Here is a 24,609-nt window from a genome sequence, read left to right on the forward strand (position 1 = left end):
TGACAGGGTGTGATCTTCTTCGCGGCTAAATCGCCGCGAATGGGACAATCAACCCTGGAAACGGTACTCCTCGAGGAGTCGGCGCCCGATGATCATTTTCTGGATCTCGGCGGTACCTTCACCGATCAGCAGCATCGGGGCCTCACGGTAGAGGCGCTCGATCTCGTACTCCTTGGAGAAGCCGTAACCGCCGTGGATACGGAAGGCGTCCTCGACGACTTCCTTGCAGTACTCGGAGGCGAGGTACTTCGCCATCCCTGCCTCCAGGTCGTTTCGCTCCCCGGAGTCCTTTTTGCGCGCTGCATTTACCATCATCGCATGAGCGGCCTCGACCTTGGTGGCCATTTCGGCCAGCTTGAACTGGATCGCCTGGTGCTGGGCGATCGGTTTTCCGAAGGTGTGGCGCTGCTGCGCGTAGGAAACGCCCAGTTCGAATGCACGCTGCGCGACGCCGCAGCCACGCGCAGCCACGTTTACCCGGCCGACCTCCACGCCGTCCATCATTTGGTAAAACCCTCGGCCGGTGGTGCCGCCCAGCACACGATTGGCCGGAATGCGTAGTCCGTCCATGATGAGCTCGGTGGTGTCGACGCCCTTGTACCCCATCTTGTCGATCTTTCCCGGGATGGTGAGGCCGGGCCGGACCTCCCCGAATCCGGGCTCCTTCTCCACCAGGAAGGTCGTCATCGACTTGTGGGGCGCGGTGCCCTCGGGGTGTCCTTCGTCACTCCGGCACAGGACCGCCACGAGCGAGGACGTGCCGCCGTTCGTCAGCCACATCTTCTGACCGTTGAGGACGTACTCCTCGCCGTCCTTGACGCCCTTGGAGCTGATCGCCGAGACGTCGGAGCCCAGGGCCGGCTCGGACATCGAGAAGGCGCCACGGACCTCGCCCAGCGCCATCCGGGGCAGGAAGGTGTCCTTCTGCTCCTGCGTGCCGTGCTGCTTGAGCATGTACGCCACGATGAAGTGCGTGTTGATGATCCCCGACACGCTCATCCAGCCGCGGGCGATTTCCTCCACGCACAACGCGTATGTGAGAAGCGACTCACCCAGACCCCCGTACTCCTCGGGAATCATCAGCCCGAACAGGCCGAGTTCCTTGAGGCCCTCGACGATTTCGGTCGGGTACTCGTCGCGGTGCTCCAGCTGGGTCGCGACCGGAATGATCTCCTTGTCGACGAAATCCCGGACCGTGGAGAGGATTTCCTGCTGGACGTCGTTGAGACCGGCCGTCTGGGCGAGTCGCGTCATGGCTACTTCTCCACGTTCTTCTGCGAAGGCTGCTTCAGCTCCGGGCGGCCGGGCTGTTCGCCGCCCCGCTCCTTGATGTACGTCTCGGTGGGGACCATGACCTTGCGGCGGAACACGCAGACGAGCGTGCCGTCCTGCTTGTATCCCTTGGTCTCCACGTAAACGATTCCGCGGTCGCTCTTGGACCGTGACGGGGTCTTGTCCAGAACGGTGGTCTCGCCGTAGATCGTGTCGCCGTGGAAGGTCGGCGCCACGTGCTTCAGCGACTCGACCTCCAGGTTGGCGATCGCCTTTCCGGAGACGTCCGGGACCGACATGCCGAGCAACAGGGAGTAGATGTAGTTGCCGACGACAACGTTCTTGCCGAAGTCGGTGGTCTTCTCCGCGTAGTTGCTGTCCATGTGCAGCGGGTGGTGATTCATGGTCAGCAGACAGAAGAGGTGGTCGTCGTATTCGGTGACGGTCTTCCCGGGCCAGTGCTTGTAGACCGCACCGACCTCGAATTCTTCGTACGTGCGTCCGAACTGCATGATCAGGCCTCCGGCGCTTCGAACTTGGAGGTGCGCTGCATGCCGGCCGCGCGGCCCTTGCCCGCGATGACCAGGGCCATCTTGCGGCTGGCCTCGTCGATCATCTCGTCGCCGAGCATCGCGGAGCCCTTCTTGCCGCCCTCCTCCGACGTGCACCAGTCGTAGGCGTCGAGGATGAGCTCGGCGTGGTCGTAGTCCTCCTGCGAGGGCGAGAACACCTCGTTGGCAGCATCGACCTGACCGGGGTGGAGCACCCACTTGCCGTCGAAGCCGAGCGCGGCGGCACGGCCGGCGACCTCGCGGTAGGCGTCCACGTCGCGGATCTGGAGGAACGGGCCGTCGATGGCCTGGAGGTCGTGCGTGCGGGCCGCCATCAGGATGCGCATCAGGATGTAGTGGTACGCGTCCGCGCCGTAGCCGGGCGGCTGCTGGCCGACGACCAGGGTCTTCATGTTGATCGACGCCATGAAGTCGGCCGGGCCGAAGATCAGGGTCTCCAGGCGGGGCGAGGCCGCAGCGATGTCGTCGATGTTGACGAGGCCCTTGGCGTTCTCGATCTGCGCCTCGATGCCGATCTTCCCGACCTCGAAGCCCATCGTCTTCTCGATCTGGGTGAGCAGCAGGTCCAGCGCGACCACCTGCTGGGCGTCCTGGACCTTCGGCAGCATGATGCAGTCGAGGTTGGGACCCGCGCCCTCGACGACCGTGATGACGTCGCGGTACGTCCAGTGCGTCGTCCAGTCGTTGACCCGCACCACCCGGGTCTTGCCCGTCCAGTCGCCGTTGTTCAGCGCGTCGACGATGTGGTGACGGGCGCCCTCCTTGGCGAGCGGCGCGCAGGCGTCCTCCAGGTCCAGGAAGACCTGGTCGGCCGGGAGGCCCTGGGCCTTCTCCAGGAACCGCGGGTTGGACCCGGGCACTGCCAGACACGAGCGACGGGGGCGCAGCCGGTTCACGGCGGACGAGGGGTGCGCGGCGGAGCCGCCCGACACCGGGGTGGTGGCGGGCGACGGGCTGGGCGTGGTCATGCGGGGACCTCCAGAGGGTCGAGCTTGTTCGCTTTCCGGATCTCGTCGACGATACGGCCGATGATCTCCGTGATACCGAAGTCCTTCGGGGTGAATACGGCGGCGACACCGGCCTTGATCAGGGCCTCGGCGTCGGCGGGAGGAATGATCCCGCCCGCGATCACCGGGATGTCGCCGGCTCCCGTGCGGCGGAGCCGGGTCAGCACGTCCGGCACCAGCTCGGCGTGCGAACCGGACAGGATCGACAGGCCGACGCAGTGCACATCCTCGGCGACGGCCGCTGAGACGATCTGTTCGGGCGTGAGACGGATGCCTTGGTAGACGACCTCGAAACCGGCGTCCCGCGCGCGCACGGCGATCTGCTCGGCGCCGTTGGAGTGCCCGTCCAGGCCGGGCTTGCCGACGAGCAGTCGCAGTCGGCCCGCCCCCAGCTCCTCGGCGGTCCGGGCGACCTTCTCGCGTACGAGAGCCAGCGGGGTGCCCGCCTCCGCAGTCACCGCGACCGGGGCCGATGACACACCGGTCGGTGCGCGGAACTCACCGAACACGTCGCGCAGGGCCCAGGACCACTCGCCCGTGGTGACGCCCGCGCGGGCGCACTCGACGGTCGCCTCCATCATGTTCTCGCTCCCCGCGGCGGCCTTCTTCAGAGCGGCCAGCGCCTCGGTCGCGCGCGGCTCGTCGCGGTTGTCGCGCCATTCGTGGAGTGCGGCGACGACCTTGGCCTCGTTCGCCGGATCGACCGTCATGATCGCCCCGTCGAGGTCGGCGGTCAGCGGATTGGGCTCGGTCGTCCCGTAGATGTTGACGCCGACGATCTTCTCCTCGCCGCCCTCGATCCGGGCGCGCCGGGCGGCGTGCGAGGAGACCAGCTCGGACTTCAGATAGCCGGACTCGACGGCCGCCATGGCGCCGCCCATCTGCTCGATCCGGTCCATCTCGGCGAGCGAGTCGGTGACCAGCTCGTCCACCTTGGCCTCGATGACGTGGGACCCGGCGAAGATGTCCTCGTACTCCAGCAGATCGCTCTCATGGGCGAGGACCTGCTGGATACGCAGGGACCACTGCTGGTCCCAGGGCCGGGGGAGCCCCAGGGCCTCGTTCCAGGCGGGCAGCTGCACGGCGCGGGCGCGGGCGTCCTTGGAGAGGGTGACGGCCAGCATCTCCAGCACGATGCGCTGGACGTTGTTCTCCGGCTGCGCCTCGGTCAGGCCGAGCGAGTTGACCTGGACGCCGTAGCGGAAGCGGCGCTGCTTGGCGTCGGTGATGCCGTAGCGCTCGCGGGTGACGCGGTCCCAGATGCGGCCGAAGGCGCGCATCTTGCACATCTCCTCGATGAAGCGGACGCCCGCGTTCACGAAGAAGGAGATCCGGGCGACCACGTCGCCGAACTTCTCCTCGGGCACCTGTCCGGAGTCGCGTACCGCGTCGAGCACGGCGATCGCCGTCGACATGGCGTACGCGATCTCCTGGACCGGGGTGGCCCCGGCCTCCTGCAGGTGGTAGCTGCAGATGTTGATCGGGTTCCACTTCGGGATGCGGTTGACCGTGTACGTGATCATGTCGGTGGTCAGCCGCAGCGAGGGTCCCGGCGGGAAGACGTGCGTCCCGCGCGAGAGGTACTCCTTGACGATGTCGTTCTGCGTGGTGCCCTGGAGCTTGCCCGCGTCGGCCCCCTGCTCCTCGGCGACCACCTGGTAGAGCGCCAGCAGCCACATGGCGGTGGCGTTGATGGTCATGGAGGTGTTCATCTGCTCCAGGGGGATGTCCTGGAACAGCCGGCGCATGTCGCCGAGGTGCGAGACGGGGACGCCGACCCGGCCGACCTCGCCGCGGGCGAGGATGTGGTCGGGGTCGTAGCCGGTCTGGGTCGGCAGGTCGAACGCGACCGACAGACCCGTCTGGCCCTTGGCGAGGTTGCGCCGGTAGAGCTCGTTGGACGCCTCGGCGGTCGAGTGGCCGGCGTACGTCCGCATGAGCCAGGGGCGGTCCTTCTGACGGCCGGTCATGTCAGATGTTCCGGAATCGGTTGATGGCGTCGATGTGCTGTTCGCGCAGCTCCCCGTCGCGCACGCCGAGGCCCTCGGTGGGCGCCAGTGCCAGGACGCCGACCTTGCCCTGGTGGAGGTTGCGGTGCACGTCGTACGCGGCCTGGCCGGTGTCCTCCAGGGAGTAGACCTTCGAGAGCGTCGGGTGGATCTTCCCCTTCGCGACCAGGCGGTTGGCCTCCCACGCCTCGCGGTAGTTGGCGAAGTGCGAGCCCACGATCTTCTTGAGCGACATCCACAGGTAGCGGTTGTCGTACTCGTGGTTGTAGCCCGAGGTCGAGGCACAGGTGACGATCGTGCCGCCCTTGCGAGTCACGTACACACTCGCGCCGAAGGTCTCGCGGCCCGGGTGCTCGAAGACGATGTCCACGTCCTCGCCGCCGGTCAGTTCACGGATGCGCTTGCCGAACCGCTTCCACTCGCGCGGGTCCTGGTTGTGCTCGTCCTTCCAGAACCGGTAACCCTCGGCGTTGCGGTCGATGATCGCTTCGGCGCCCATCTTCCGGCAGATCTCCGCCTTCTGATCGCTGGAGACGACACAGATCGGGTTGGCCCCGCCGGCCAGGGCGAACTGCGTGGCGTAGGAGCCGAGTCCGCCGCTCGCGCCCCAGATGAGGACGTTGTCGCCCTGCTTCATGCCGGCGCCGTTGCGCGAGACGAGCTGGCGGTACGCGGTGGAGTTGACCAGTCCGGGAGCCGCGGCCTCCTCCCAGCTCAGGTGGTCCGGCTTGGGCATCAGCTGGTTGGACTTGACGAGCGCGATCTCCGCCAGGCCGCCGAAGTTGGTCTCGAAGCCCCAGATGCGCTGCTCGGGGTCGAGCATCGTGTCGTTGTGGCCGTCCGAGGACTCGAGCTCGACCGAGAGGCAGTGTGCGACGACCTCGTCGCCGGGGTGCCAGGCGTTGACGCCGGGGCCGGTGCGCAGGACGACGCCCGCGAGGTCGGAACCGATGACGTGGTAGGGCAGGTCGTGGCGCTTGCTGAGGTCGCTGAGCTTTCCGTACCGCTCCAGGAAGCCGAAGGTCGAGACGGGCTCGAAGATCGACGTCCACACGGAGTTGTAGTTGACCGAGCTCGCCATGACCGCCACCAGGGCCTCGCCCGGGCCGAGCTCGGGCACCGCGACGTCCTCGACGTGGAGGGACTTGCGGGGGTCCTTGTCGCGGCTGGCGACGCCGGCGAACATCTCGGCCTCGTCCTTGTGCACGGTCACCGCGCGGTACGACTCGGGGATGGACAGGGCCGCGAAGTCTGCGGCGGTGCTGTCCTGCGACTGGATCGCGTCCAGGATTTCCTTCACGGTGTGCCTCCGGCGGTGCGGCGTTGAGGGAACGCTTGAGGGGTCCCTGAGAACAGGGGGGTGACGGGTGTGGAGGTGTGCCGTCGGTTCGGCGGGCGGTGCTTCGGCTGCTTGCTCTGTGGAGCAGAAGGGTTTGCCTGTGACGCAGGCGTCCGGGCGCGCAGGCACGTGGCTTGCGGGGACAGCCGGCGTACGTAAGGTCTCAGCACGCCGGCCGCCCGGACGACTTCAACGTATGGCACTCCGTGACAGCTGGCAAGGCACTCGGTGCCAGCAATTTCCCTCAATTGTCATCCCGGTGCCACGCATGAGCAACACGACGGGGGTTTTGGGGTCATGTGCCCCGTGGTGGGCGGTCAGGAGGCGCGGCGGTAGACGTACGGCGTCGTCGTACCCAGGGCCGTGAATCCGAGGCGCTGGAGGATCGGGCGGCTGTCCTCCGTCGCGTCGACCTGGAGGTACCGGTAGCCGCGCGCGGCGGCGATCTCGGCCCGGAAGGCGATCAGCGCCCGGTAGATCCCCCTGCCGCGCCATGCCTCGACCGTGCCGCCACCCCACAGCCCGGCGAAGCCGGTGTCCCGGTACAGCTCCATCCGCGCCGAGCTCACCGGCTCGTCGCCCGCCATGGCCAGCACCCCGACGAAGTGGTCCGGGTCGTCGCGCAGCCGGGCCAGCACCTGATGACGCAGCCGTGAGGAGTCCGTGCCGAAGGCCAGTTCGTGGGCCCGGGCCATCAGGTCCACATCGCCCTCGTCACGCACCGTGCGCAGCTCGACACCGTCCGGGAGTCGCACGGTCGTGGGCAGTTCCGCGACGGGTGCGACGAGGAGGGTCTCCGGCTCCTCGGGCACGAAGCCGGCTGCCAGCAGCCGGGACCCGAGGTCGGCCGGCCGGTCGTGCTCGTACAGCTTCCACTCGAACTCCCCGTACCCGAGGGCCTTGCAGTGGGCCACCTGTGCGGCGATCGCGGCATCCGCCCGCACGGCGTCCAGATCCGGCGAGGACCAGACGACCCCGTTCCAGTCCTGGTCCGTGCCCAACTGCCGTACGAGGTCGTCGGTGCGCTCGACGCGGACGTCGGGGCCGTCGGGGCGGGCGTGCTCGCGCATCTCGCGGTCGAAGGCGGCCAGCAGGGCGAGGTGGTCCTGATTCCGTATCATCCCCACACCACAGCACCGGGCCGAAATGCGGGCAACCGCATTTCACGGCCGTTGGATCCGCCCGGCCCGGGCAGACGGCAGACATGAATGATCTTGGAAGACTCATATCGGGACGAGCGGGGCGGCGCGGATGACGGTCCCCGTGCGGCAACGTGCCAGCGAGGAGCCCCGGAAGGCCTTCAGCGTGCGCAGGACCGCTTTCGGCTTCGGCGCCGTTGCCCTGTTGATCTGCGGTGGATGGCTGGCGGTGCGCACCGTGTGGGAGGGCGTGTGCAGGCATCCGGCCGCGGTGCTGCCGGTCGCGGCGCTCGGCGCGGCGGTTCTCCTGCTCCTGTACCTCCGCAGGCCGCGCCGTCGGCCGCGCGGGACGCCCGGTCCGCTCACGGAGGCCGTGCGCGAGCTCTTCGACCCGCCTCAAGAGGCCTCCGACCCGGCCCCCGGCCCGCCGGGGCACTTCCCCGACGACGACATCGCCCGGACCGTCGTCCTGACGGAACCGGAGCCAGAGCCGGAACCGGAACCGGAACCGACGGAGGCCGAGGTCGAGGTCGAGGACTACGCGGCCCTGGATGCCGACGGCTTCGAGGAAGCGATCGCCGCCCTGTGCGAGCGGGACGGCTGCATCGACGTGGAGGTCGTGGGCGGAGCGGGTGACCTGGGGGCCGATGTGATCGCGACGGCCCCCGACGGGCGTCGCCTGGTCATCCAGTGCAAGTGCTACGGCCCCGCCACCAAGGTCGGTTCCCAGGACCTCCAGCGATTCGGCGGAACCTGCTACGCCGTGCACGAGGCGGAGATCGCCATCTGTGTCACCACCAGCGAATACACGGGTCCCGCCCTGGACTACGCGGAGCAGTGCGCGATCCTGTGCCTGGACGGCGAGGAGCTCGCGGCCTGGAGCGAAGGCTCCGCGCCGCCGCCGTGGCGGACCGGCGAGGTCCTCTGAAGGCCCCTCCCGGGCCCCGGGGGCCGCTGAGCGCCGTACGGCCCCGCTCAGCGCTCCTGGAGCGCCTGTTGGATGGTGCGCATCACTTCGTCCAGCGGCGCGTCCGTCCGCGCCACGGCCACCAGGACCTCGCCCTCCGTGCTCACCGACGCGGCCGGGGGCTTCGCCGGCTCACTGCCGGCGGTCCGGCCCGCGCCGATCCCCGTTCCGAACGTGTCGCGGACGATGGCGAACGCCAGGTCCAGCTGCGTCTCCACGTCACCCCGGCCGTCCGCCCGCAGCCAGCGGCGCAGCACGTGGTTGTGCGCGGTGACCACGGCGGATGCCGCGACCTCCGCCAGCAGCGGGTCGTCGTTGCCGGCGTGGTGGTCGCGCTCGTCGAAGTGGCCCAGCAGATAGCGCGTGAACAGCCGCTCGTAACGGGCCACCGAGGCGATCTCGGCCTGCCGGAGGGTGGGTACCTCACGGGTCAGCTTGTACCGGGCCACGGAGACCGCGGGCTTCGCCGCGTACATCCGCATGACTTCTTTGATGCCGCGGCAGACCGTGTCGAGCGGATGCTCGTGCGCGGGGGCGGCGTTCAGAACAGCCTCGGCCCGTACGAGCGTGTCGTCGTGGTCCGGGAAGATGGCCTCTTCCTTGGACCGGAAGTGCCGGAAGAAGGTCCGCCGGGCGACACCCGCCGCGCCCGCGATCTCGTCGACTGTCGTCGCCTCGTACCCCTTGGTGGCGAACAACTCCATCGCCGCCGCGGCCAGTTCACGGCGCATTTTGAGCCGTTGGGTGGCGGCGCGGGTGCCTGCGGCACTCTCCGGGACGTCGGGCGCGGCGGACACACGGGGGGACCTGGCGGGCTGGGACATGGTGTGAACGTACTGCATCGGTGCAGGGGAGTGCGCCCGTGGGGGCGGGCCGCCCGTAGGGCCGAGCAGCCCGCCCCATCCGGCTCCCGGCCCGGAGGGCCCCGCATCGGGCCCCCCGGGCCGCGCCCTCTCAGCGGCGGGCATATTCGCGGAAGCCGCGCCCCGTCTTGCGGCCGAGGCAGCCAGCGGCCACCAGATGCTCCAGGAGCGGTGCCGGGGCGAGGCCCGGGTCGCGGAACTCGCCGTGCAGCACCTTCTCGATCGCGAGCGAGACATCCAGTCCGACGACGTCCAGGAGCTCGAAGGGCCCCATCGGGTAGCCGCCGCCCAGCTTCATCGCGGCGTCGATGTCGTCGAGGGTCGCATAGTGCTCCTCGACCATCTTGATGGCGTTGTTGAGGTAGGGGAACAGCAGCGCGTTCACGATGAAACCGGCCCGGTCCCCGCAGTCCACCGGGTGCTTGCGCACCTTCCCGCAGACCTCGCGGACCGTGGCGTGCACATCATCGGCCGTGAGCACGGTACGGACGACCTCGACGAGCTTCATGGCGGGCGCCGGGTTGAAGAAGTGCATCCCGACGACGTCCTCGGGCCGCGAGGTGGCCCGGGCGATCGAGACGACGGGCAGCGAGGAGGTGGTGGTCGCGAGCACCGCGCCCGGCCGGCACACCTTGTCCAGCGTGGCGAACAGCTGCTGCTTGACCAGCAGGTCCTCGGCCACCGCCTCGACGGCGAGGTCGACCTCGGCGAAGGAGTCCAGCGACCCGGCCGCGGTGATGCGGGCGAGCGTCTCGTCCCGAGCCTCGGCCGTGAGCCGGCCCTTGGTGACCGAACGCTCCAGCGACTTGGCGATCCGGCCCTTCGCGGTGTCCGCCTTCTCCTGGCTGCGCGCGGCGAGCACCACGTCGTATCCGGCCTTCGCGAAGACCTCCGCGATTCCCGAAGCCATCGTCCCGGAGCCCGCGACGCCGACCGACCGCACCGTACGGCCCGCGCCCGCCCCGGCGTCCGGCGCCGGGGTCAGCGCGTCCGGCACCACGGTCTCGTCGCCCGGCTGCGCGTACGTGTAGAACCCACGGCCCGACTTGCGGCCGGTCAGCCCGGCCGCGCTGAGCTGGCCCAGGACGGGTGCCGGAGCGTGCAGCCGGTCGTGCGAGGCGGAGTACATGGCCTCCAGGACCGTACGGGCGGTGTCGATGCCGATCAGGTCGAGCAGTGCGAGCGGACCCATCGGCAGACCGCAGCCCAGCTTCATGGCCGCGTCGATGTCCTCGCGGGAGGCGTAGTTCGCCTCGTACATGGCGGCTGCCTGGTTGAGGTAGCCGAACAGCAGGCCGTCGGCGACGAACCCCGGCCGGTCCCCGACCGCGACCGGCTCCTTGCCCAGCTGCCGGGCGAGCGCGGTGACGGCCTCGACGGCCGGCGGCGCGGTCAGCACCGAGGAGACCACCTCGACCAGCTTCATCGCCGGCGCCGGGTTGAAGAAGTGCAGGCCGAGGACCCGCTCCGGGTGCTGCGACTCCGCGGCGAGCCGGGTGACGGACAGTGCGTTCGTGCCGGTCGCGAGGATCGCGGTGGCGGAGACGATCGCGTCGAGCTCGCGGAAGACCTGCTGCTTGATCTCGTACGTCTCCGGGACGACCTCGATGACCAGATCCGCCTCGGCCGCGGCCTGGAGGTCGGAGAAGGTACGGAACCGGGCGAGGGCGTCGCGCCGCTCCTCCTCCGTGATCCGCTCGCGCTGCACGGCGCGGGCGGTGGAGGCCTCCAGGGAGGCGACGGCCCGGCGAGCGGCCGCGTCGTCGATGTCGATGCCGATGACCTCGCGGCCGGCGCAGGTGAGGACCTCGGCGATGCCGGTGCCCATGGTGCCGAGGCCGACGACGGCAATGGTGCTGAACGGGGTGTCCATCACGGGACTCCAGGGATGAGTGACGACTGAGGGACGCACGGGGTGCGCGGCCGATGAGAGGGGCCCAGGGGCCCGACCGGCGCAGGGCGTGCGGGAATTGCCTGTCGTGGTGCTCAGGTCCCGGACGCGCGGTACGCGCCGGGACCGGGAAGGGGCGACGGACTCTGTCCCGGAGTCACGTCTTCGCAAAGCTGCCGAACCGACAATCACTCCGGGTGGCTGCGTCACCAGGCCACCGGAGCCGGCGGGGGAGTGTCCCGCTCACATGAGGTTAACCGGCGGGTAACGAGCGCGCCAGTCCTCGGTTGTTGTGGCCCCCCTCACATCCACCAACACATCCGCCACGCTGCGTGGCCACCGATAAGCTGACGGTCATGGACGAGGAGCTCCGGTCACTGACCCACCGGCTGGCGGACGAGGCGGGGGAGTCGGCGGCCTACCGCAGACTGCTGGACACCGATGACCACGATGAGCTGGCACAGGTGCTCATCGAGCGCGAACGCCCGCTCTGGGCACGCGAGATCGCCGCGTTCAGGCTCGGCTGCGGTGGCGACCGCCGCGCCTTCGAACCCCTGGTGCTGCTGCTCAACCATCGCGACCCGGAACGCTGCGTCGGCGCCGCCCACGCCCTGGCCCGTCTCGGCGACCCCCGGACACCGCGCGCGGCCGCGGCGCTCGCCACCAACTCCCTGCGCACCGCCTACGCCCTCCACCCGGTCCGCCTGCTCGCCGAGCTGAGGGCCCCGGAGTCCGTACCCGCTCTCATGAGCACCCTCTCCCGGCTGCTGGGGCCCGACGAACCGCACTGGCGGGTGGCGCTGGCCTGCGTCGAGGGGCTCGGGCAGCTCGGCGACGCGCAGGCCCGCCCGGTCCTGGAGGCGGCCCTGCCCCACCCTCGTCTCGGCGCGGCGGCCGAGGACGCGCTCAGCCGCCTGCCGACGGGCTGAGGGGGCGGCCGAGCGGGCGTACGTAACGAACCTCGGGCACCACGACCCCGTCCACGTCGAAGGGCTCCTCGACGCCGTCGGCACGAAAGCCCGCGCGTTCGTAGAAGCGGCGGGCCGGTGCGTTGTCCTTCAGTACCCAGAGCGCGAGGTCGGGGTGACCGGCCTCGGTGGCGCGCGCGAGCACCTCCGCCATCAGGGCCCGGCCCACCCCGGTCCCGGTCTGCTCCGGCAGGACGTAGATCGCGTACAGCTCGCCGCGCGCGAGCCGCCTGCCGTCCTCGCGGTACGGCCCGTACGCGGCCCAGCCGACGACACCGAGGCCCGGCCGCTCGGCCACCACGTCGACACCGGCGCCGGTTTCCGCGAAGAAGCCGCGGCGGCGCTCCGCGTCCGCGGCGATGTCCATCGCGTCCAGGTGCGCCTGCGGCATCAAGCCGGCGTAGGCGCTCTGCCAGCCGCGCACCCGGACCCTCGCGACGGACTCGCAGTCGTCGATGGCCATGTCCCGTATCAGCGGTCGGGGGGCGTGCGCGGTCACGGGCCGAGAAGTCATCCGGCCATCCTCACGCACGCCCCCGAACTGCGGCAATGTCTTTCCGTCAGCCCCGGAAGCCGAGCAGCCCGTGCAGCGTGCCGCCCCGGCCGCTCGCGTCCGTACGGGATGCCGGTCGAGCGGACTTGGCGGCGGCCGGCTTCGGATCGGGTGTCTTCGCGCAGACCGCGTCCACGTCGCCGCTCTTCCCGCGGGGCACGGTGCCCCTGGCCAGATAGTCCGCCAGGTACCGGTCCAGGCAGGCGTTACCGCTCAGCGTGACGCCGTGGTTGCCACCGCCCTCCTCGACGACCAGGCTCGAACCCTTGAGCTTGCGGTGCAGGGTGACGCCACCCTCGTACGGAGTCGCCGCGTCGTCCGTCGCCTGGAACAGGAGCGCCGGCGGCAGCGCGCGGTTGGAGACCCGCACCGGATTCAGCGGCTCCACCGGCCAGTCGGCGCACGGGGCGTTGTACCAGGTGTTGCCCCAGGTCATGAACGGCGCCTTGGCGCTGACCCGCCGGCTGTCGCTGCGCCAGGTGTTCCAGTCGCCCGGCCACTGCGCGTCCCGGCACTGCACGGCCGAGTAGACCGAGTACCCGTTGTCGCCCTCCGCGTCGACCGCGGCGAACCGCTCGTACGCCTTGACCAGGGCCTTCTCGTCCTTGTCGTTCACATACGCCGAGAACGCCCCCGCCAGTGCCGGCCAGTAGCCGTTGTAGTAACCGCCGGGCAGAAAGGTGTCGTCCAGCTCGCCGGCGCCGACCTTCTTGCCCGCGGGATGCTTCTTCACGGCGTCCCGCATCCGGTACCAGGCCGCCTCCACCTTCGCCGGGTCGCTGCCGAGCCGGTAGGTGGTGTCGTACTTCGCCACCCAGGCGGCGAACGCCTTGTGGCGCGTGTCGAACGCGTAGTTCTGGCTGATGTTGTCGTCGTACCAGACCCCGTCCGGGACCACGTTCGAGTCGAGGACCAGGCGCCGGACGCTTTCAGGGAACAGCTTGGCGTAGACCGCTCCCAGGTAGGTGCCGTAGGAGTAGCCGAGGTAGTTGAGCTGCCGCGAGCCGGTCGCGCGACGGATCACGTCGAGGTCCTTGGCGGCGCTGACCGTGTCCATGAACGGGAGCAGGTCCGGGTACTTCTCGCCGCAGGCGGCCGCGAAGCCGCGGGCGCGGTCGCGGTTGGCCCGCTCGTCCTGGGCGGAGTGCGGCACCGGATCGGGCCGTACCGGGTCGAAGTACTTCGGTACGCAGTCCAGGGCCGGCCGGCTCCTGCCCACGCCGCGCGGGTCGAACCCGATCACGTCGTACTGGGCGGCCACCGCCTTCGGCAGCGAGGTGGCGACGAAACCGGCCATGGACAGACCGCTGCCGCCCGGACCGCCCGGGTTGACCAGCAGCGGCCCCTGGAAGGTCTTCGCCGTGTGCGGGACCCGGGTCAGCGCGAGGGTGACCCTGCGGCCCGACGGGTCGTCATGGTCGAGCGGGGAGCGCACCGTCGCGCACTGGAGCGTCGGTGACGACTGGGTGCCGCAGTCGGTCCACTCGAGCGTGGCGGCGCGCTGCGCGCCGCTCTCGGCGCTCGCCGGTGACGGCGTGGCGGTCACCAGGCCGGCGACCGTCGCCCCGACGGCGAAAAGCATTCCTGGACGATTCGTCATATGGCCTCCCGTGGTGGGGGAACACGGCTGCGCGCGGCGCAGCCCCCGCCGCATGCTCCCCGTATTCGGGACCGGAAGGACCTGTTGGGATGAGAGATGACCCGTTTGCCGCCAGGGGCGGCCATCTCAGAGCAGGGTCAGCTGGGTCGGCTCGGAACCGGGCGGCGGGGCCTGCGGCTCTGCGGCCTCCCGGAAGCCGCGCGCGGTCCCGCGGTGCGAGGGGCCGATGCCGTACTCCGTCGCCAGCTCGTGCACGTACCGGGTGATGCGGCGCTGATACCACGTGGGTGCGTACGCGCCGTCCGCGTACAGCCGCTCGTACCGCCGAACCAGGTGCGGATGGTGCCGGTCGAGCCACTCCATGAACCATTCCCGGGCGCCCGGACGCAGATGGAGGACGAGCGGGGTCACCGACGTCGCGCCGGCGGCGGCGATCGCGCGGACCGTCGCCCGCAGCTGGTCCGGCCGGTCTCCGAGGTAGGGGATGACGGGCGCCATCAGCACCCCGCAGCCGATGCCGTGCCCGCTGAGGGTGCGTACGACGTCGAGGCGCCGCTCGGGGGAGGGGGTGCCGGGCTCCACGGTCCGCCACAGTTCGGGGTCGCTGAAGCCCACGGAGACCGAGACGCCGACCTCGGTGACCTCGGCCGCCTGGCGCAGCAGTTCCAGGTCGCGCAGGATCAGCGTGCCCTTCGTGAGGATCGAGAAGGGGTTCGCGTGGTCGCGCAGGGCGGTGAGGATGCCGGGCATCAGCCGGTAGCGGCCCTCGGCCCGCTGGTAGCAGTCGACGTTGGTGCCCATCGCGATGTGCGCGCCGTGCCAGCGCGGAGAGGCCAGCTCGCGGCGTACCAGCTCCGGGGCGTTGATCTTGACCACGATCTGCGAGTCGAAGCCGAGTCCGGTGTCGAGGTCCAGATAGCTGTGGGTCTTGCGGGCGAAGCAGTAGACGCAGGCGTGGGTGCAGCCCCGGTAGGGATTGACGGTCCATTCGAACGGCATCCGGGACGCACCCGGCACCCGGTTCACGATCGAGCGGGCCCGGACCTCGTGGAAGGTGATCCCGCTGAATTCCGGGGTGTCGAAGGTGCGGGTCGTCACCGCGTCCGCGGCGAAGAGCGCGCCGGTACCGGTTTTGGTGGTTTCGGCAGGATTATCGGCCAGATTGTCCCAGCGCATGGACGCCTCCTCGGTAGTACTGCCCCGAGAATAGAACACTTGTTCCCTTGATCGTTTTCTCCCCTTCGTCCCGGACCGGATTTTGAGCGGGGCTGCCGAGGTGGTTGGCTCAGCACACCCCGAACAACCGAGTGCTGGAGGAACAGCCATGGCGCAGGTCGAGGCCACGACAGAGCGGATCATCGCGGCGGACGCGGAGACGGTGTTCGACGCGCTGGCCGACTACAAGGACGTCCGCGGCAAGGTGCTGCCGGGTCACTTCAGCGAGTACGAGGTCCGGGAGGGTGGCGACGGCGAGGGCACCCTCGTCCACTGGAAGCTCCAGGCCACCAGCAAGCGGGTGCGCGACTGCCTGCTGGAGGTCACCGAGCCGACCGACGGGCAGCTCGTGGAGAAGGACCGCAACTCCTCGATGGTCACCACCTGGACCGTCACCCCGGCAGGCGAGGGGAAGTCCAAGGCCGTCGTCTCGACCGTGTGGAACGGCGCCGGCGGCATCGGTGGATTCTTCGAGAAGACCTTTGCGCCCAAGGGACTTGGCCGTATCTACGACGAGCTGCTGCAGAACCTCGCCGCCGAGGTGGAGAAGTAGTCTCCGGCCGGGCTGCCCGGCCTCACCGGTTCGGGTGGTTTTTTCGGCCCGTCGGTTGTGCGCCGTAGTGGCTCCCACCGGGGGATAAGCCCCCTGAGTGCGCCGTCAGCGCCCCCTCGTCACGTTTGCCCTCGCTTGTCGCGCAATGCGAGAAATGGGCGGCGGCAGTGCGACGAGGGGAGCGGCACGTGGTGGGTGGGATCACGCTGGTGAAGGACGAGCCCGGCGGTACGGAGAGCACGGCGACCGTGCCGATGGCCGTCCCGCCTCCTCCGCCGCCCGCCGCGACGGAAGCCGCCGCTCCGGTCCTGGCCGGCGACGGGCCCACGGATCCGCGCCGCATCCGGCTCGTCTTCGTCGGGCTGATGCTCACGCTCCTGCTCGCGGCGCTCGACCAGATGATCGTCGCCACCGCCCTCCCGAAGATCGTCGGCGAACTGCACGGCCTGGAGAAGATGTCGTGGGCGGTCACCGCCTACCTGCTCGCGTCGACCATCGGACTGCCCGTCTACGGCAAGCTCGGTGACCTCTTCGGCCGCAAAGGCGTCTTCCAGTTCGCGATCGTCGTCTTCGTCGTCGGCTCCGCGCTGGCCGGCTGGTCCCGCTCCATGGACGAACTGATCGCCTTCCGCGCCCTCCAGGGCGTCGGCGGCGGCGGGCTGATGATCGGCGTCCAGGCGATCATCGCCGACGTCGTACCGCCACGGGAACGCGGCCGCTACATGGGCCTCATCGGTGCGGCCTTCGGACTCGCGTCCGTGGCCGGCCCGTTGCTCGGCGGGTTCTTCACCGACCACGCCTCGTGGCGCTGGTGCTTCTACATCAACGTGCCGTTCGGCCTGGTCACCCTTGCCGTCATCACCGTCGTACTGAAGCTGCCGAAGCCCACCGTCCGGCCCCGGCTCGACATTCTCGGCGCCGCGCTGCTGGCCGCCGCCTCCACCTGCCTCGTCCTGCTGACCAGTTGGGGCGGCACGGAGTACGCCTGGGGCTCGCGCACCATTCTCGGGCTGGCCGCCGGAGCTGTCGGAACGACGCTGCTGTTCCTCGCCGTCGAACACCGCGCGCCCGAGCCCATCATTCCGCTGCGGCTGTTCCGGGACTCGATCTTCAACGTAACGGCCCTGGTCGGCGCGGTCGTCGGGGTGGCACTGTTCGGCGCCGCCAGCTACCTGCCGACCTTCCTGCAGATGGTCGACGGGGCCACCGCCACCGAGTCGGGGCTGCTCATGCTGCCGATGATGGGCGGCATCGTCGGCGCCTCCGTCGTCTCCGGCCAGCTGATCTCCCGTACCGGCCGCTACCGCGTCTACCCGATCGCGGGCAGTGCCATCTCGGCGGTGGGCATGTGGCTGCTGTCCCGGCTCGAGACCGACACCCCGAGGTTCGAGTACAGCATCGCGCAGGCCGTGCTCGGCCTCGGGATCGGGCTGATCATGCCGGTCCTGGTGCTGGCCGTGCAGAATTCCGTACGCCCCGCCGACCTCGGCACCGCCACCAGCGCCAACAACTACTTCCGGCAGATCGGCGGCAGCGTCGGCGCCGCCGTGTTCGGCACGCTCTTCGCCGGACGCCTGGCCGACGCCCTCGCCGTGCGGCTTCCCTCCGGAGCCGGCCTGCCCGACCCGGAGTCGATCACGCCGCAGCTGGTCCATGCGATGGAGCCCGCGCTGCGGGACGCCTACATCCAGGCGTACGCCGACGCGATGCCCCGGATCTTCCTCTACCTCGTGCCGGTCCTCGTGCTCGGCCTGTTCTTCGCCTTCTTCCTCAAGGAGAAACCGCTGGTGTCCCACCACAGCCCCGATACCGCAGCCGAGCCCGCGGCCATCCCCTCCGCCCGCACCGACCCGGGTAACCCTTCCACCGGGTACCTCTCCGGGGTGCCGGTCTGCGGCAGCGTCCAGCACCCCGACGGTACGAAGGTGCCGCGTGCCGCCCTCACCCTCATCGACGTCCAGGGACAGCAGGTCGGGCGGGGTGCCAGCGGGGACGAGGGACGGTACGCGCTGAGCGTGCCCGGGGCCGGCTCGTACGTCCTCATCGCCGCCGCCGGCGGCCACCAGCCGCAGGCCGTCAGTGTCACGGTGGGCGAACGGCCCGTGGAGCTGGACGTGGTGCTCGGCGGCGCCGGCCGGCTGGCCGGCGCCGTCATGACCGCGGACGGGATTCCTGTACGGGACGCCGCCGTCACCCTCACCGACGTACGCGGGGAGGTCGTCGCCTCCACGCGCAGCGGGCGCGAGGGCGGGTACGTGATCACGGAGCTGGTCGCGGGGGAGTACACCCTCGCCGCCTCCGCACCCGCCTTCCGGCCGGCCGCGCTGCCGGTGAGCGTGCAGGCGGCCAGGGAGACCCGGCAGGACATCGAACTGGCCGGCGGGGCCGTGCTGCGAGGGATCGTCCGCGCGAGTGGCGGGCGGCCTGTCGAGGACGCCCGGGTGACGCTCCTGGACGCGGCGGGCAACGTGGTCGACACGCTGACCACCGGCCCCGACGGCTCGTTCCGCTTCGTGGACCTGTCCACGGGTGAGTACACCGTGATCGCCGCCGGTTATCCGCCGGTCGCCACCGTGCTCCAGGTCGCGGGCGGCGGGCGCACCGAACGGGACCTCCAGCTGGGCCACGAGGACTGAGGTCTGGGCCCGCCGGCCCCGGGGCGGACCCGGCCCGGTCGCAGGTCCCGCGCATCGCGGGCGCCGCCACCGCGGTTCGGGTGGCGCCGGTTCGGTCCACGCCGGTTCGGTCGAGGCCGGTTCGGGATGCGCCGGTTCGGCCGGCGCCGGTCCGGTCCACGCCGTTCCGGTCCAGACGCCGGTCCCCGGCCCTTCCGGTTCAGTGCCGGTCCGGCGGCGCGGTCCTTTCGCGCCGGGCGCACCACCCCTCGGGGGCGATTTCGCCGATGGCCCGCGACGGCGGACCCGGAGCCGTACCGTGGACCCACGCAGCGCAGAGACTTGCGGTGAGGAAGGAGCCTTCCGCTCATGGACCTCGGTGTGCCGCCGCAGAGGACACCACAGCAGCGTGACGCCGTGGCGGGCCGCGTGCCGCTCGCCGTGGTCGTCGTCGACGCGGACGGACTCGTCTCGCACTGGTCGACCGGTGCGAGGAGACTCTTCGGGGCCTCCCGGGAGGACGCCGTCGGCTGCCCCGCGGGTGAACTCCTGCCGGTGACCGGGGCGTTACAGCAGCGCGGTGACCCCTTGCCGGACGGGGCGTACGCCGAGTTCGGGCCCGAGCTCGACAGCTCCCTCAGCGGGACCGTCGCCTACCCGACGGCGGGCCGGGCCAGGGTCGACGAGCCGGGACGCGGCCGGATCGACGTGCTGTGGTGGGCCTATCCACTGGTCGGCCCGGGCCCGGAGCGGCTGCTCGTGCTCGCCGCGGACCCCGCGCCACTGCGGGGCGAAGCGGAGGGGGAAGGACGGGACAACGAGACGATCGCCCCCGGATTCGCCCTGCACACCGACTTCCCCGGCTACCGGGAGCTCTCCGCGCGGCTTCCCGAGATCCTGCCCAGCATGAGCGTCCAGGAAGCCACCAGAATCGTTTCCCAGATCCTCGAACTGGGATATCCCGTACTGGAGTTCAGCCACCACGACCGGATCCCCGTGACCCCGGACTGGGGCGTGCCGCGGCGCACCGGACGACGTGCGGCCGACGGACCGCAGCGCACCACCGGAGAGCCGGCCGCCCCGCATGCCGCACCGCGCCCCGAGCTGGACCTCGAATACGCGGCGGTCCGCGAGCGGCTGGAGTTCCTCAACGAGGTCAGCGGCCGCATCGGCACGTCCCTCGACCTGGAACGGACCATCCGCGAGGTCACCAGCGCCGCCGTTCCCCGCTTCACCGACTTCGCCGGCACGCATCTGCGCGCCGCGGTTCTGGCCGGCGAGGGTTTCCCGGACGGGCCGCCCGACGTCACGACGATCTGGCACCGCGTCTGGGTCGAGCACAACGACGAACCCGGCCGCTGGGACGACACCGTGCCCGTCGGCGAATCCATCGCCTTCCCCGAGCACACCCCGTTCTTCCAGTGCATGGTCACCGGCGAACCCGTCATCGTGCCCCACGTCAGCGAGGAGTTGAGCAACCGGATCTCCGGCGAGTTCGAAAAGCGCGACCTGCGGCCCCTGATCACGCACCGATCCCTGCTCATCGTCCCGCTCAAGGCTCGTGAGGTGGTGCTCGGCTTCATGGTGCTGATGCGCCGTCCCGGCCGCGAACCGTTCGACGACATGGACCGCACCACCGGCGCCGAACTCGCCGCCCGGGCCGGGCTCGTCCTCGACAACGCCCGCATGTACACGTACCAGGAGAACGTCGCCGAGACCCTCCAGGACAGCATGCTGCCGCAGATCGAACCACGCATGGCGGGCTGCGACATCGCCACCCGCTACCTGCCGGGCGCCCGGCTCGGCAGGGTCGGTGGCGACTGGTTCGACTCGGTGAAGCTCCCCGGCTCCCGGACCGCGCTCGTCGTCGGCGACGTCATGGGCCACGGCCTCAACTCGGCCGCGATGATGGGGCAGTTACGAACCGCCGTCCTGACCATGGCCACCATGGAGATGCCTCCCGCCCAGCTGCTGCGCAACCTCGACGACCTGGCCCAGCGGCTCGGTGAGCAGTATCTGGCGACCTGCCTCTACGCGGTCTACGACCCGATCCGCTCCGAGCTGCAGATCGCCAACGCCGGACACATCCCGCCCGTGCTGGTCCGGGCCGAGGACGGCCGGGCCGAACTGCTCGCACTGCCGACCGGTGCCCCGATCGGGGTCGGCGGGGTCGCCTTCGAGACCGCCACCGTGCGGGTGCGCCCCGGTGACCGGCTGGTGCTCTGCACCGACGGCCTGGTCGAGGTGCGGGGCCAGGACATCGGGGCGGGCCTGGCGGCCCTCTGCGCATCCGCCGCTCATCCTGCCGCGTCGATGGACGAAGCCTGCGACGCCATCATCCGGGCCCTGAACCCCAGTGGCGGCCGCAAGGACGACGTGGCCCTGCTGATGGCCCGGCTCAACGGCATCCCGGACGGTGACGTCGCCGAGTGGCAACTGGCCCTGGACCCGCGCGAGGTGGCCCGGGCCCGCCGGCTCGTCCGCGGCCGGCTCCTCGACTGGGAGCTGCCGGACGCGGTGGAGGCGGCCGAACTGATGGTGAGCGAGCTCGTCACCAACGCCGTCAAGCACGGCCGCACCCACCACATCGGACTCCGACTGGTGCGCACCGGCGCCCTGCTCTGCGAGGTCAGCGACGACGAGCCCGCCCCCGCCACGCTGCTCGGCGCCACCGCCCACGACGAGGGCGGCCGCGGACTGGTCCTGGTGAGCAGCCTTGCCCGGGAATGGGGTACGAGCACCACGGCACGCGGCAAGACCGTCTGGTTCGAGCTGGCGCTCTCCCGCGTTCCGCGTCCCCGGCCGACCGCCTGGTGAAGGAGTACGTCACCGGGCGCGGGGATGTGGTGCGCGCCCTTGCCCCCGACGGCGCGGGGCGGTAGTCCGGTGCTGAGCACATGGGATCGGAACGGCCGGACCGGGGAGCGCGCATGGATGTGTCACAGCGATACCGCGAGTCGTGGGAAGGATTCTGGTCGGCCACCTCGGACGCACCCGGCGAGGCGATCTGGGACGCGGACCCCTCGCTGAGCGCCGTCCCGCACAGCGAACTGCTCCTGCCCCACGCCGACGCATCCTTGCCCGTGGCCGACCTCGGCTGCGGAAACGGTACGCAGACCCGATACCTCGCGACCCGGTTCGCCCGTGCGATCGGCGTCGACCTCTCGCACGCGGCCATCGGTCTCGCCCGGCGGGCGGACCCCGGGGGTGTCGCCGAGTTCGTCCAGCTGAACCTCGTCGACGGTGACGCGGTACGTGCCCTGCACGAGCGGATCGGCGATACGAACGTCTACATGCGGGCGGTCATCCACCAGAGCGAACCCGAGGCCAGGCCGGCGGTCGCGGCGGCCGTGGCAACGCTTCTGGGTGACCGGGGCCGAGCGTTCGTCGCCGAACTGACTCCGGCCTCCAAGGGGGTGCTGCAGCAGGCGGCGCAGGGCCCCGACGGGCCGCCCAAGAAGCTGCGACGGGTCTTCGACCACGGGCTGAAACCGGCGAGCGCCACCGACGAGGAGGTGCCGGAGGTGCTGCGGTCCGCCGGGCTGATCACGCTGGACAGCGGCGACACGGTGCTGCCGCAGACCGAGTACCTGCCCGACGGAACCCGGATCGACCTGCCGGCGCGGTGGTTCGTCCTGGCCGCCCGCTGATCCGGGCGCGCCCCGGCCCCGGGCGAGGAGTCCGTCCGGGGCCGGTGGCGTCGTCTCAGGGCAGCCGCGGCTCCCGTTTCGCCGCGACGTCCTCGACCCGGCCGAGGAGCGCCACCGCCGCGCCGACGAGGACCGGGCGACGCCGAACTGGAGCCAGGTGCTGCCGAGCGGCAGATGGCGTTCGAGGGCGGGCACCTTCCACATCAGGTCGATCAGCGGAACGCTTGCCATCAGTGCCGCCTCGTGCCGGAGAGGGACGGTCACGGCACGGGCGTTGCAGACCTTCACCATCCGCTCGGCCACCCGGTGGCGGCCGGCTCCCTCAGGGGCCGGTCCCCTCCCGTACGAGAGCCATCAGCGCCCGCGCTCCCGGGCTCATCGTCTGGGCGGCCGGGAGCACCACGACGCTCTCGTAGTACGGCCGGCCGGCCCCCTCGAGCGCCACGGCCACCAGGCACCGGGCCTCGGGCTTGCGGGAGAAGTGGTGCGGCACCACCGCAATGCCGAGCCCCTCGTGCACCAGCTCCAGCAGGCTGTGTACGTCGTTGACCTCCAGCGCCACCGTGCGGCGCACCCGCGCGGCCGCGAACGCCTCGTCCGCCGCGCGGCGCGGCCCGAAGTCCGGATGGAAGTCGATGAAGGCCTCACCGGCCAGCTCGTCCCATCCGGCCCGGTCCGCCCCGGCCAGCCGGTGGCCGGGCGCGCACAGCAGCACCATGGGCTCACGGGCCAGGGGGACCAGCTCGCCACGCCAGCCCACGGGGGAGACCGTGGCCGCGAAGGCGATGTCGAGCCGGCCGCCGGCCACCCCGTCGACCAGGTTCGTCGTCCCCTCCTGGCGGAGCCGGATCTCCACGTGGGGGTGCTCGCGGTGGAAGGCGGCGAGCAGGCGCGGCAGGTTAAGCCCGGCCACGCACTGCTCCACACCCACCGACAGGGTCCCGCGCAGCAGCCCCCGTACGGCGTCGACGGCGTCCTTGGCCGCCTGCGCTCCCGCCAGGGTCCGTTCGGCCTCCACCAGCAGGGCGCGCCCGGCCTCGGTCAGTCGCACACTCCGTGTGGTCCGGCTGAACAGGGGCGTCCGCAGCTCCTGCTCCAGGGCCCGGACGGAGGCGGACAGGCCGGACTGCGACACGGCGACGCGCTCGGCGGCCCGGGTGAAATGCTGCTCCTGGGCGACGGCGACGAAATGTTCCAGCTGGCGCAACTCCATGATTGAGAAATATAGGCGCTGAATCCCAGCGGAATCTCCTGTTGGACTGCTGGATCGTTCTGCGCGAACCTGGACCCCGCACGTCGTACCCGTCGTGAACCGGAACGATCTCTCCCGTGGAGTCCCGCATGTACATCCCGTCCGCCGGCCGCTACCAGGACATGCCCTACCGGCGCACCGGGCGCAGCGGTCTGAAGCTGCCCGCCCTCTCGCTCGGTCTGTGGCACAACTTCGGCGGTGACCGGACGCCGGAGTCCCAGGGGCAGATCCTCCGCCGGGCGTTCGACCTCGGCATCACCCACTTCGACCTGGCGAACAACTACGGCCCGCCGCCCGGATCCGCCGAGACCGCGATGGGCCGCGCGCTGGCGACGGACTTCGCCCGGCACCGGGACGAGATCATCGTGTCCACGAAGGCCGGCTATCTGATGTGGGACGGCCCGTACGGGGAGTGGGGTTCGCGCAAGAACCTCCTCTCCTCGCTGGACCAGAGCCTCGACCGCCTCGGCCTCGACTACGTCGACATCTTCTACTCCCACCGGCCGGACCCCGAGACCCCGCTCGAAGAGACGATGGGCGCCCTCCACTCGGCGGTCCAGCAGGGCAAGGCGCTCTACGTGGGTGTCTCCAACTACTCGGCCGATCAGACGAGGGAGGCCGCCCGGATCCTGAAGGACCTCGGCACCCCGCTGCTCATCCACCAGCCGCGCTACTCGATGCTGGACCGCTGGGTCGAGGACGGGCTGCTCACGGCCCTGGACGAGCTGGGTGTCGGCTCCATCGCCTACTCGCCGCTGGAGCAGGGCATCCTCTCGGACCGCTACCTGCGCGGCATTCCGGAGGGCTCACGCGCTGCGGGCAGCAGCCCGTTCCTGTCGGCCGATTCGGTCACCCCGGAGCTCGTCGACCGGCTCCGCGACCTGAACCAACTCGCCCGTGAACGTGGCCAGTCGCTCGCCCAGATGGCTCTGGCCTGGGTGCTGCGCGGCGGCCGTGTCACCTCCGCGGTGGTCGGCGCGAGCAGCGTCGCCCAGCTGGAGAACAGCGTCGAGGCGATCCGTCACCTGGAGTTCAGCGACAAGGAACTCGCCAGGATCGAGAAGCTGCTGAAGGGCGCGAAGCGCCGCTGAACCACGAAAGGCCGGCACCCCCGCCCGGGGTGCCGGCCTTTCGCGTGCGCCGA

The 24,609-nt window shown here is 70.6% G+C and carries 19 protein-coding genes; 7 read left to right on the top strand and 12 right to left on the bottom strand.

Annotation, left to right across the window (positions count from 1 at the left end; all coding sequences use genetic code 11):
• Positions 1-48: 48 nt before the first annotated feature.
• The 6 genes from ABZ434_RS31645 to ABZ434_RS31670 all read right to left on the bottom strand — a co-directional run bounded on the left by ABZ434_RS31645 (position 49) and on the right by ABZ434_RS31670 (position 7,320).
• Positions 49-1,254 (bottom strand): acyl-CoA dehydrogenase family protein, encoded by a 1,206-nt coding sequence (locus tag ABZ434_RS31645; RefSeq protein ID WP_359143926.1) that lies wholly within the window; start codon positions 1,252-1,254, stop codon positions 49-51.
• A 2-nt stretch (positions 1,255-1,256) separates the two neighbouring features.
• Entirely contained in the window at positions 1,257-1,784 is a 528-nt protein-coding gene (locus ABZ434_RS31650; RefSeq protein WP_326740005.1) for a MaoC family dehydratase, read from the bottom strand.
• Positions 1,785-1,786: 2 nt separating this feature from the next.
• The gene (locus ABZ434_RS31655) at positions 1,787-2,812 is read right to left on the bottom strand and encodes a CoA ester lyase (RefSeq protein WP_359143930.1); all 1,026 of its coding nucleotides are present in this window, start codon (positions 2,810-2,812) and stop codon (positions 1,787-1,789) included.
• On the bottom strand, positions 2,809-4,821 hold the full coding sequence (locus tag ABZ434_RS31660) for a protein meaA (protein WP_359143933.1): 2,013 nt from the start codon (positions 4,819-4,821) through the stop codon (positions 2,809-2,811). The genes ABZ434_RS31655 and ABZ434_RS31660 overlap by 4 nt, the downstream gene beginning before the upstream one ends.
• Before the next feature lies 1 nt (position 4,822).
• Complete coding sequence (gene ccrA, locus ABZ434_RS31665) at positions 4,823-6,160, bottom strand: crotonyl-CoA carboxylase/reductase (protein ID WP_359143936.1); 1,338 nt, start codon at positions 6,158-6,160, stop codon at positions 4,823-4,825.
• Positions 6,161-6,516: 356 nt separating this feature from the next.
• Positions 6,517-7,320 (bottom strand): GNAT family N-acetyltransferase, encoded by an 804-nt coding sequence (locus ABZ434_RS31670; RefSeq protein ID WP_359143939.1) that lies wholly within the window; start codon positions 7,318-7,320, stop codon positions 6,517-6,519.
• Between the two features lie 184 nt (positions 7,321-7,504).
• Between ABZ434_RS31670 and ABZ434_RS31675 the strand changes: the two genes are divergently transcribed.
• On the top strand, positions 7,505-8,266 hold the full coding sequence (locus tag ABZ434_RS31675; RefSeq protein ID WP_359143942.1) for a restriction endonuclease: 762 nt from the start codon (positions 7,505-7,507) through the stop codon (positions 8,264-8,266).
• Between the two features lie 47 nt (positions 8,267-8,313).
• Here ABZ434_RS31675 and ABZ434_RS31680 read toward each other — a convergent pair whose 3' ends face one another.
• Both ABZ434_RS31680 and ABZ434_RS31685 read right to left on the bottom strand, forming a co-directional pair.
• Positions 8,314-9,129, bottom strand: coding sequence for a TetR family transcriptional regulator (locus ABZ434_RS31680; RefSeq protein ID WP_359143945.1), 816 nt, complete (start codon positions 9,127-9,129; stop codon positions 8,314-8,316).
• A gap of 130 nt (positions 9,130-9,259) precedes the next feature.
• A complete protein-coding gene (locus ABZ434_RS31685) occupies positions 9,260-11,041 on the bottom strand; it encodes a 3-hydroxybutyryl-CoA dehydrogenase (RefSeq protein ID WP_359143948.1) in 1,782 nt (593 codons plus the stop codon).
• 374 nt (positions 11,042-11,415) lie between these two features.
• Here ABZ434_RS31685 and ABZ434_RS31690 point away from each other — a divergent pair, with 374 nt between their 5' ends.
• Complete coding sequence (locus tag ABZ434_RS31690; protein ID WP_359143951.1) at positions 11,416-11,988, top strand: adenylosuccinate lyase; 573 nt, start codon at positions 11,416-11,418, stop codon at positions 11,986-11,988.
• Here ABZ434_RS31690 and ABZ434_RS31695 read toward each other — a convergent pair.
• From ABZ434_RS31695 to ABZ434_RS31705, 3 genes are all read right to left on the bottom strand, one after another.
• Complete coding sequence (locus tag ABZ434_RS31695) at positions 11,966-12,541, bottom strand: GNAT family N-acetyltransferase (RefSeq protein ID WP_359143955.1); 576 nt, start codon at positions 12,539-12,541, stop codon at positions 11,966-11,968. The two genes, ABZ434_RS31690 and ABZ434_RS31695, sit on opposite strands and share 23 nt — an antisense overlap.
• A 46-nt stretch (positions 12,542-12,587) precedes the next feature.
• Positions 12,588-14,180, bottom strand: coding sequence for an alpha/beta hydrolase (locus ABZ434_RS31700; protein ID WP_359143958.1), 1,593 nt, complete (start codon positions 14,178-14,180; stop codon positions 12,588-12,590).
• A gap of 126 nt (positions 14,181-14,306) precedes the next feature.
• Complete coding sequence (locus ABZ434_RS31705; RefSeq protein WP_359143961.1) at positions 14,307-15,356, bottom strand: Rv2578c family radical SAM protein; 1,050 nt, start codon at positions 15,354-15,356, stop codon at positions 14,307-14,309.
• A gap of 148 nt (positions 15,357-15,504) precedes the next feature.
• Between ABZ434_RS31705 and ABZ434_RS31710 the strand changes: the two genes are divergently transcribed.
• The 4 genes from ABZ434_RS31710 to ABZ434_RS31725 all read left to right on the top strand — a co-directional run bounded on the left by ABZ434_RS31710 (position 15,505) and on the right by ABZ434_RS31725 (position 22,213).
• Positions 15,505-15,948 (top strand): SRPBCC family protein, encoded by a 444-nt coding sequence (locus ABZ434_RS31710; RefSeq protein WP_352121118.1) that lies wholly within the window; start codon positions 15,505-15,507, stop codon positions 15,946-15,948.
• Positions 15,949-16,136: 188 nt separating this feature from the next.
• Positions 16,137-18,584, top strand: coding sequence for an MFS transporter (locus tag ABZ434_RS31715; protein WP_359143964.1), 2,448 nt, complete (start codon positions 16,137-16,139; stop codon positions 18,582-18,584).
• A 348-nt stretch (positions 18,585-18,932) separates the two neighbouring features.
• On the top strand, positions 18,933-21,380 hold the full coding sequence (locus ABZ434_RS31720) for a SpoIIE family protein phosphatase (protein ID WP_359143967.1): 2,448 nt from the start codon (positions 18,933-18,935) through the stop codon (positions 21,378-21,380).
• A gap of 113 nt (positions 21,381-21,493) precedes the next feature.
• Positions 21,494-22,213 carry a class I SAM-dependent methyltransferase gene (locus ABZ434_RS31725; protein WP_359143970.1) on the top strand — a complete coding sequence of 240 codons (720 nt, stop codon included), beginning with the start codon at positions 21,494-21,496 and terminating at the stop codon, positions 22,211-22,213.
• Between the two features lie 322 nt (positions 22,214-22,535).
• On the opposite strand, the gene ABZ434_RS31730 is transcribed toward ABZ434_RS31725, so the two are convergent.
• The gene (locus tag ABZ434_RS31730) at positions 22,536-23,426 is read right to left on the bottom strand and encodes a LysR family transcriptional regulator (RefSeq protein ID WP_359143973.1); all 891 of its coding nucleotides are present in this window, start codon (positions 23,424-23,426) and stop codon (positions 22,536-22,538) included.
• Between the two features lie 128 nt (positions 23,427-23,554).
• Here ABZ434_RS31730 and ABZ434_RS31735 point away from each other — a divergent pair, with 128 nt between their 5' ends.
• Entirely contained in the window at positions 23,555-24,556 is a 1,002-nt protein-coding gene (locus ABZ434_RS31735; RefSeq protein ID WP_359143976.1) for an aldo/keto reductase, read from the top strand.
• Positions 24,557-24,609 lie beyond the last annotated feature (53 nt).

Origin of the sequence: Streptomyces sp. NPDC005761, from assembly GCF_040630635.1 — a bacterium.
Classification (GTDB): domain Bacteria; phylum Actinomycetota; class Actinomycetes; order Streptomycetales; family Streptomycetaceae; genus Streptomyces.

What these genes read in the sequence shown, in the direction of transcription:
- ABZ434_RS31645 (WP_359143926.1), bottom strand. Translation starts at nt 1,254, where the DNA reads ATGACGCGACTCGCCCAGACGGCCGGTCTCAACGACGTCCAGCAGGAA.
- ABZ434_RS31650 (WP_326740005.1), bottom strand. Translation starts at nt 1,784, where the DNA reads ATGCAGTTCGGACGCACGTACGAAGAATTCGAGGTCGGTGCGGTCTAC.
- ABZ434_RS31655 (WP_359143930.1), bottom strand. Translation starts at nt 2,812, where the DNA reads ATGACCACGCCCAGCCCGTCGCCCGCCACCACCCCGGTGTCGGGCGGC.
- ABZ434_RS31660 (WP_359143933.1), bottom strand. Translation starts at nt 4,821, where the DNA reads ATGACCGGCCGTCAGAAGGACCGCCCCTGGCTCATGCGGACGTACGCC.
- ABZ434_RS31670 (WP_359143939.1), bottom strand. Translation starts at nt 7,320, where the DNA reads ATGATACGGAATCAGGACCACCTCGCCCTGCTGGCCGCCTTCGACCGC.
- ABZ434_RS31680 (WP_359143945.1), bottom strand. Translation starts at nt 9,129, where the DNA reads ATGTCCCAGCCCGCCAGGTCCCCCCGTGTGTCCGCCGCGCCCGACGTC.
- ABZ434_RS31685 (WP_359143948.1), bottom strand. Translation starts at nt 11,041, where the DNA reads ATGGACACCCCGTTCAGCACCATTGCCGTCGTCGGCCTCGGCACCATG.
- ABZ434_RS31690 (WP_359143951.1), top strand. Translation starts at nt 11,416, where the DNA reads ATGGACGAGGAGCTCCGGTCACTGACCCACCGGCTGGCGGACGAGGCG.
- ABZ434_RS31695 (WP_359143955.1), bottom strand. Translation starts at nt 12,541, where the DNA reads ATGACTTCTCGGCCCGTGACCGCGCACGCCCCCCGACCGCTGATACGG.
- ABZ434_RS31700 (WP_359143958.1), bottom strand. Translation starts at nt 14,180, where the DNA reads ATGACGAATCGTCCAGGAATGCTTTTCGCCGTCGGGGCGACGGTCGCC.
- ABZ434_RS31705 (WP_359143961.1), bottom strand. Translation starts at nt 15,356, where the DNA reads ATGCGCTGGGACAATCTGGCCGATAATCCTGCCGAAACCACCAAAACC.
- ABZ434_RS31710 (WP_352121118.1), top strand. Translation starts at nt 15,505, where the DNA reads ATGGCGCAGGTCGAGGCCACGACAGAGCGGATCATCGCGGCGGACGCG.
- ABZ434_RS31720 (WP_359143967.1), top strand. Translation starts at nt 18,933, where the DNA reads ATGGACCTCGGTGTGCCGCCGCAGAGGACACCACAGCAGCGTGACGCC.
- ABZ434_RS31725 (WP_359143970.1), top strand. Translation starts at nt 21,494, where the DNA reads ATGGATGTGTCACAGCGATACCGCGAGTCGTGGGAAGGATTCTGGTCG.
- ABZ434_RS31730 (WP_359143973.1), bottom strand. Translation starts at nt 23,426, where the DNA reads ATGGAGTTGCGCCAGCTGGAACATTTCGTCGCCGTCGCCCAGGAGCAG.
- ABZ434_RS31735 (WP_359143976.1), top strand. Translation starts at nt 23,555, where the DNA reads ATGTACATCCCGTCCGCCGGCCGCTACCAGGACATGCCCTACCGGCGC.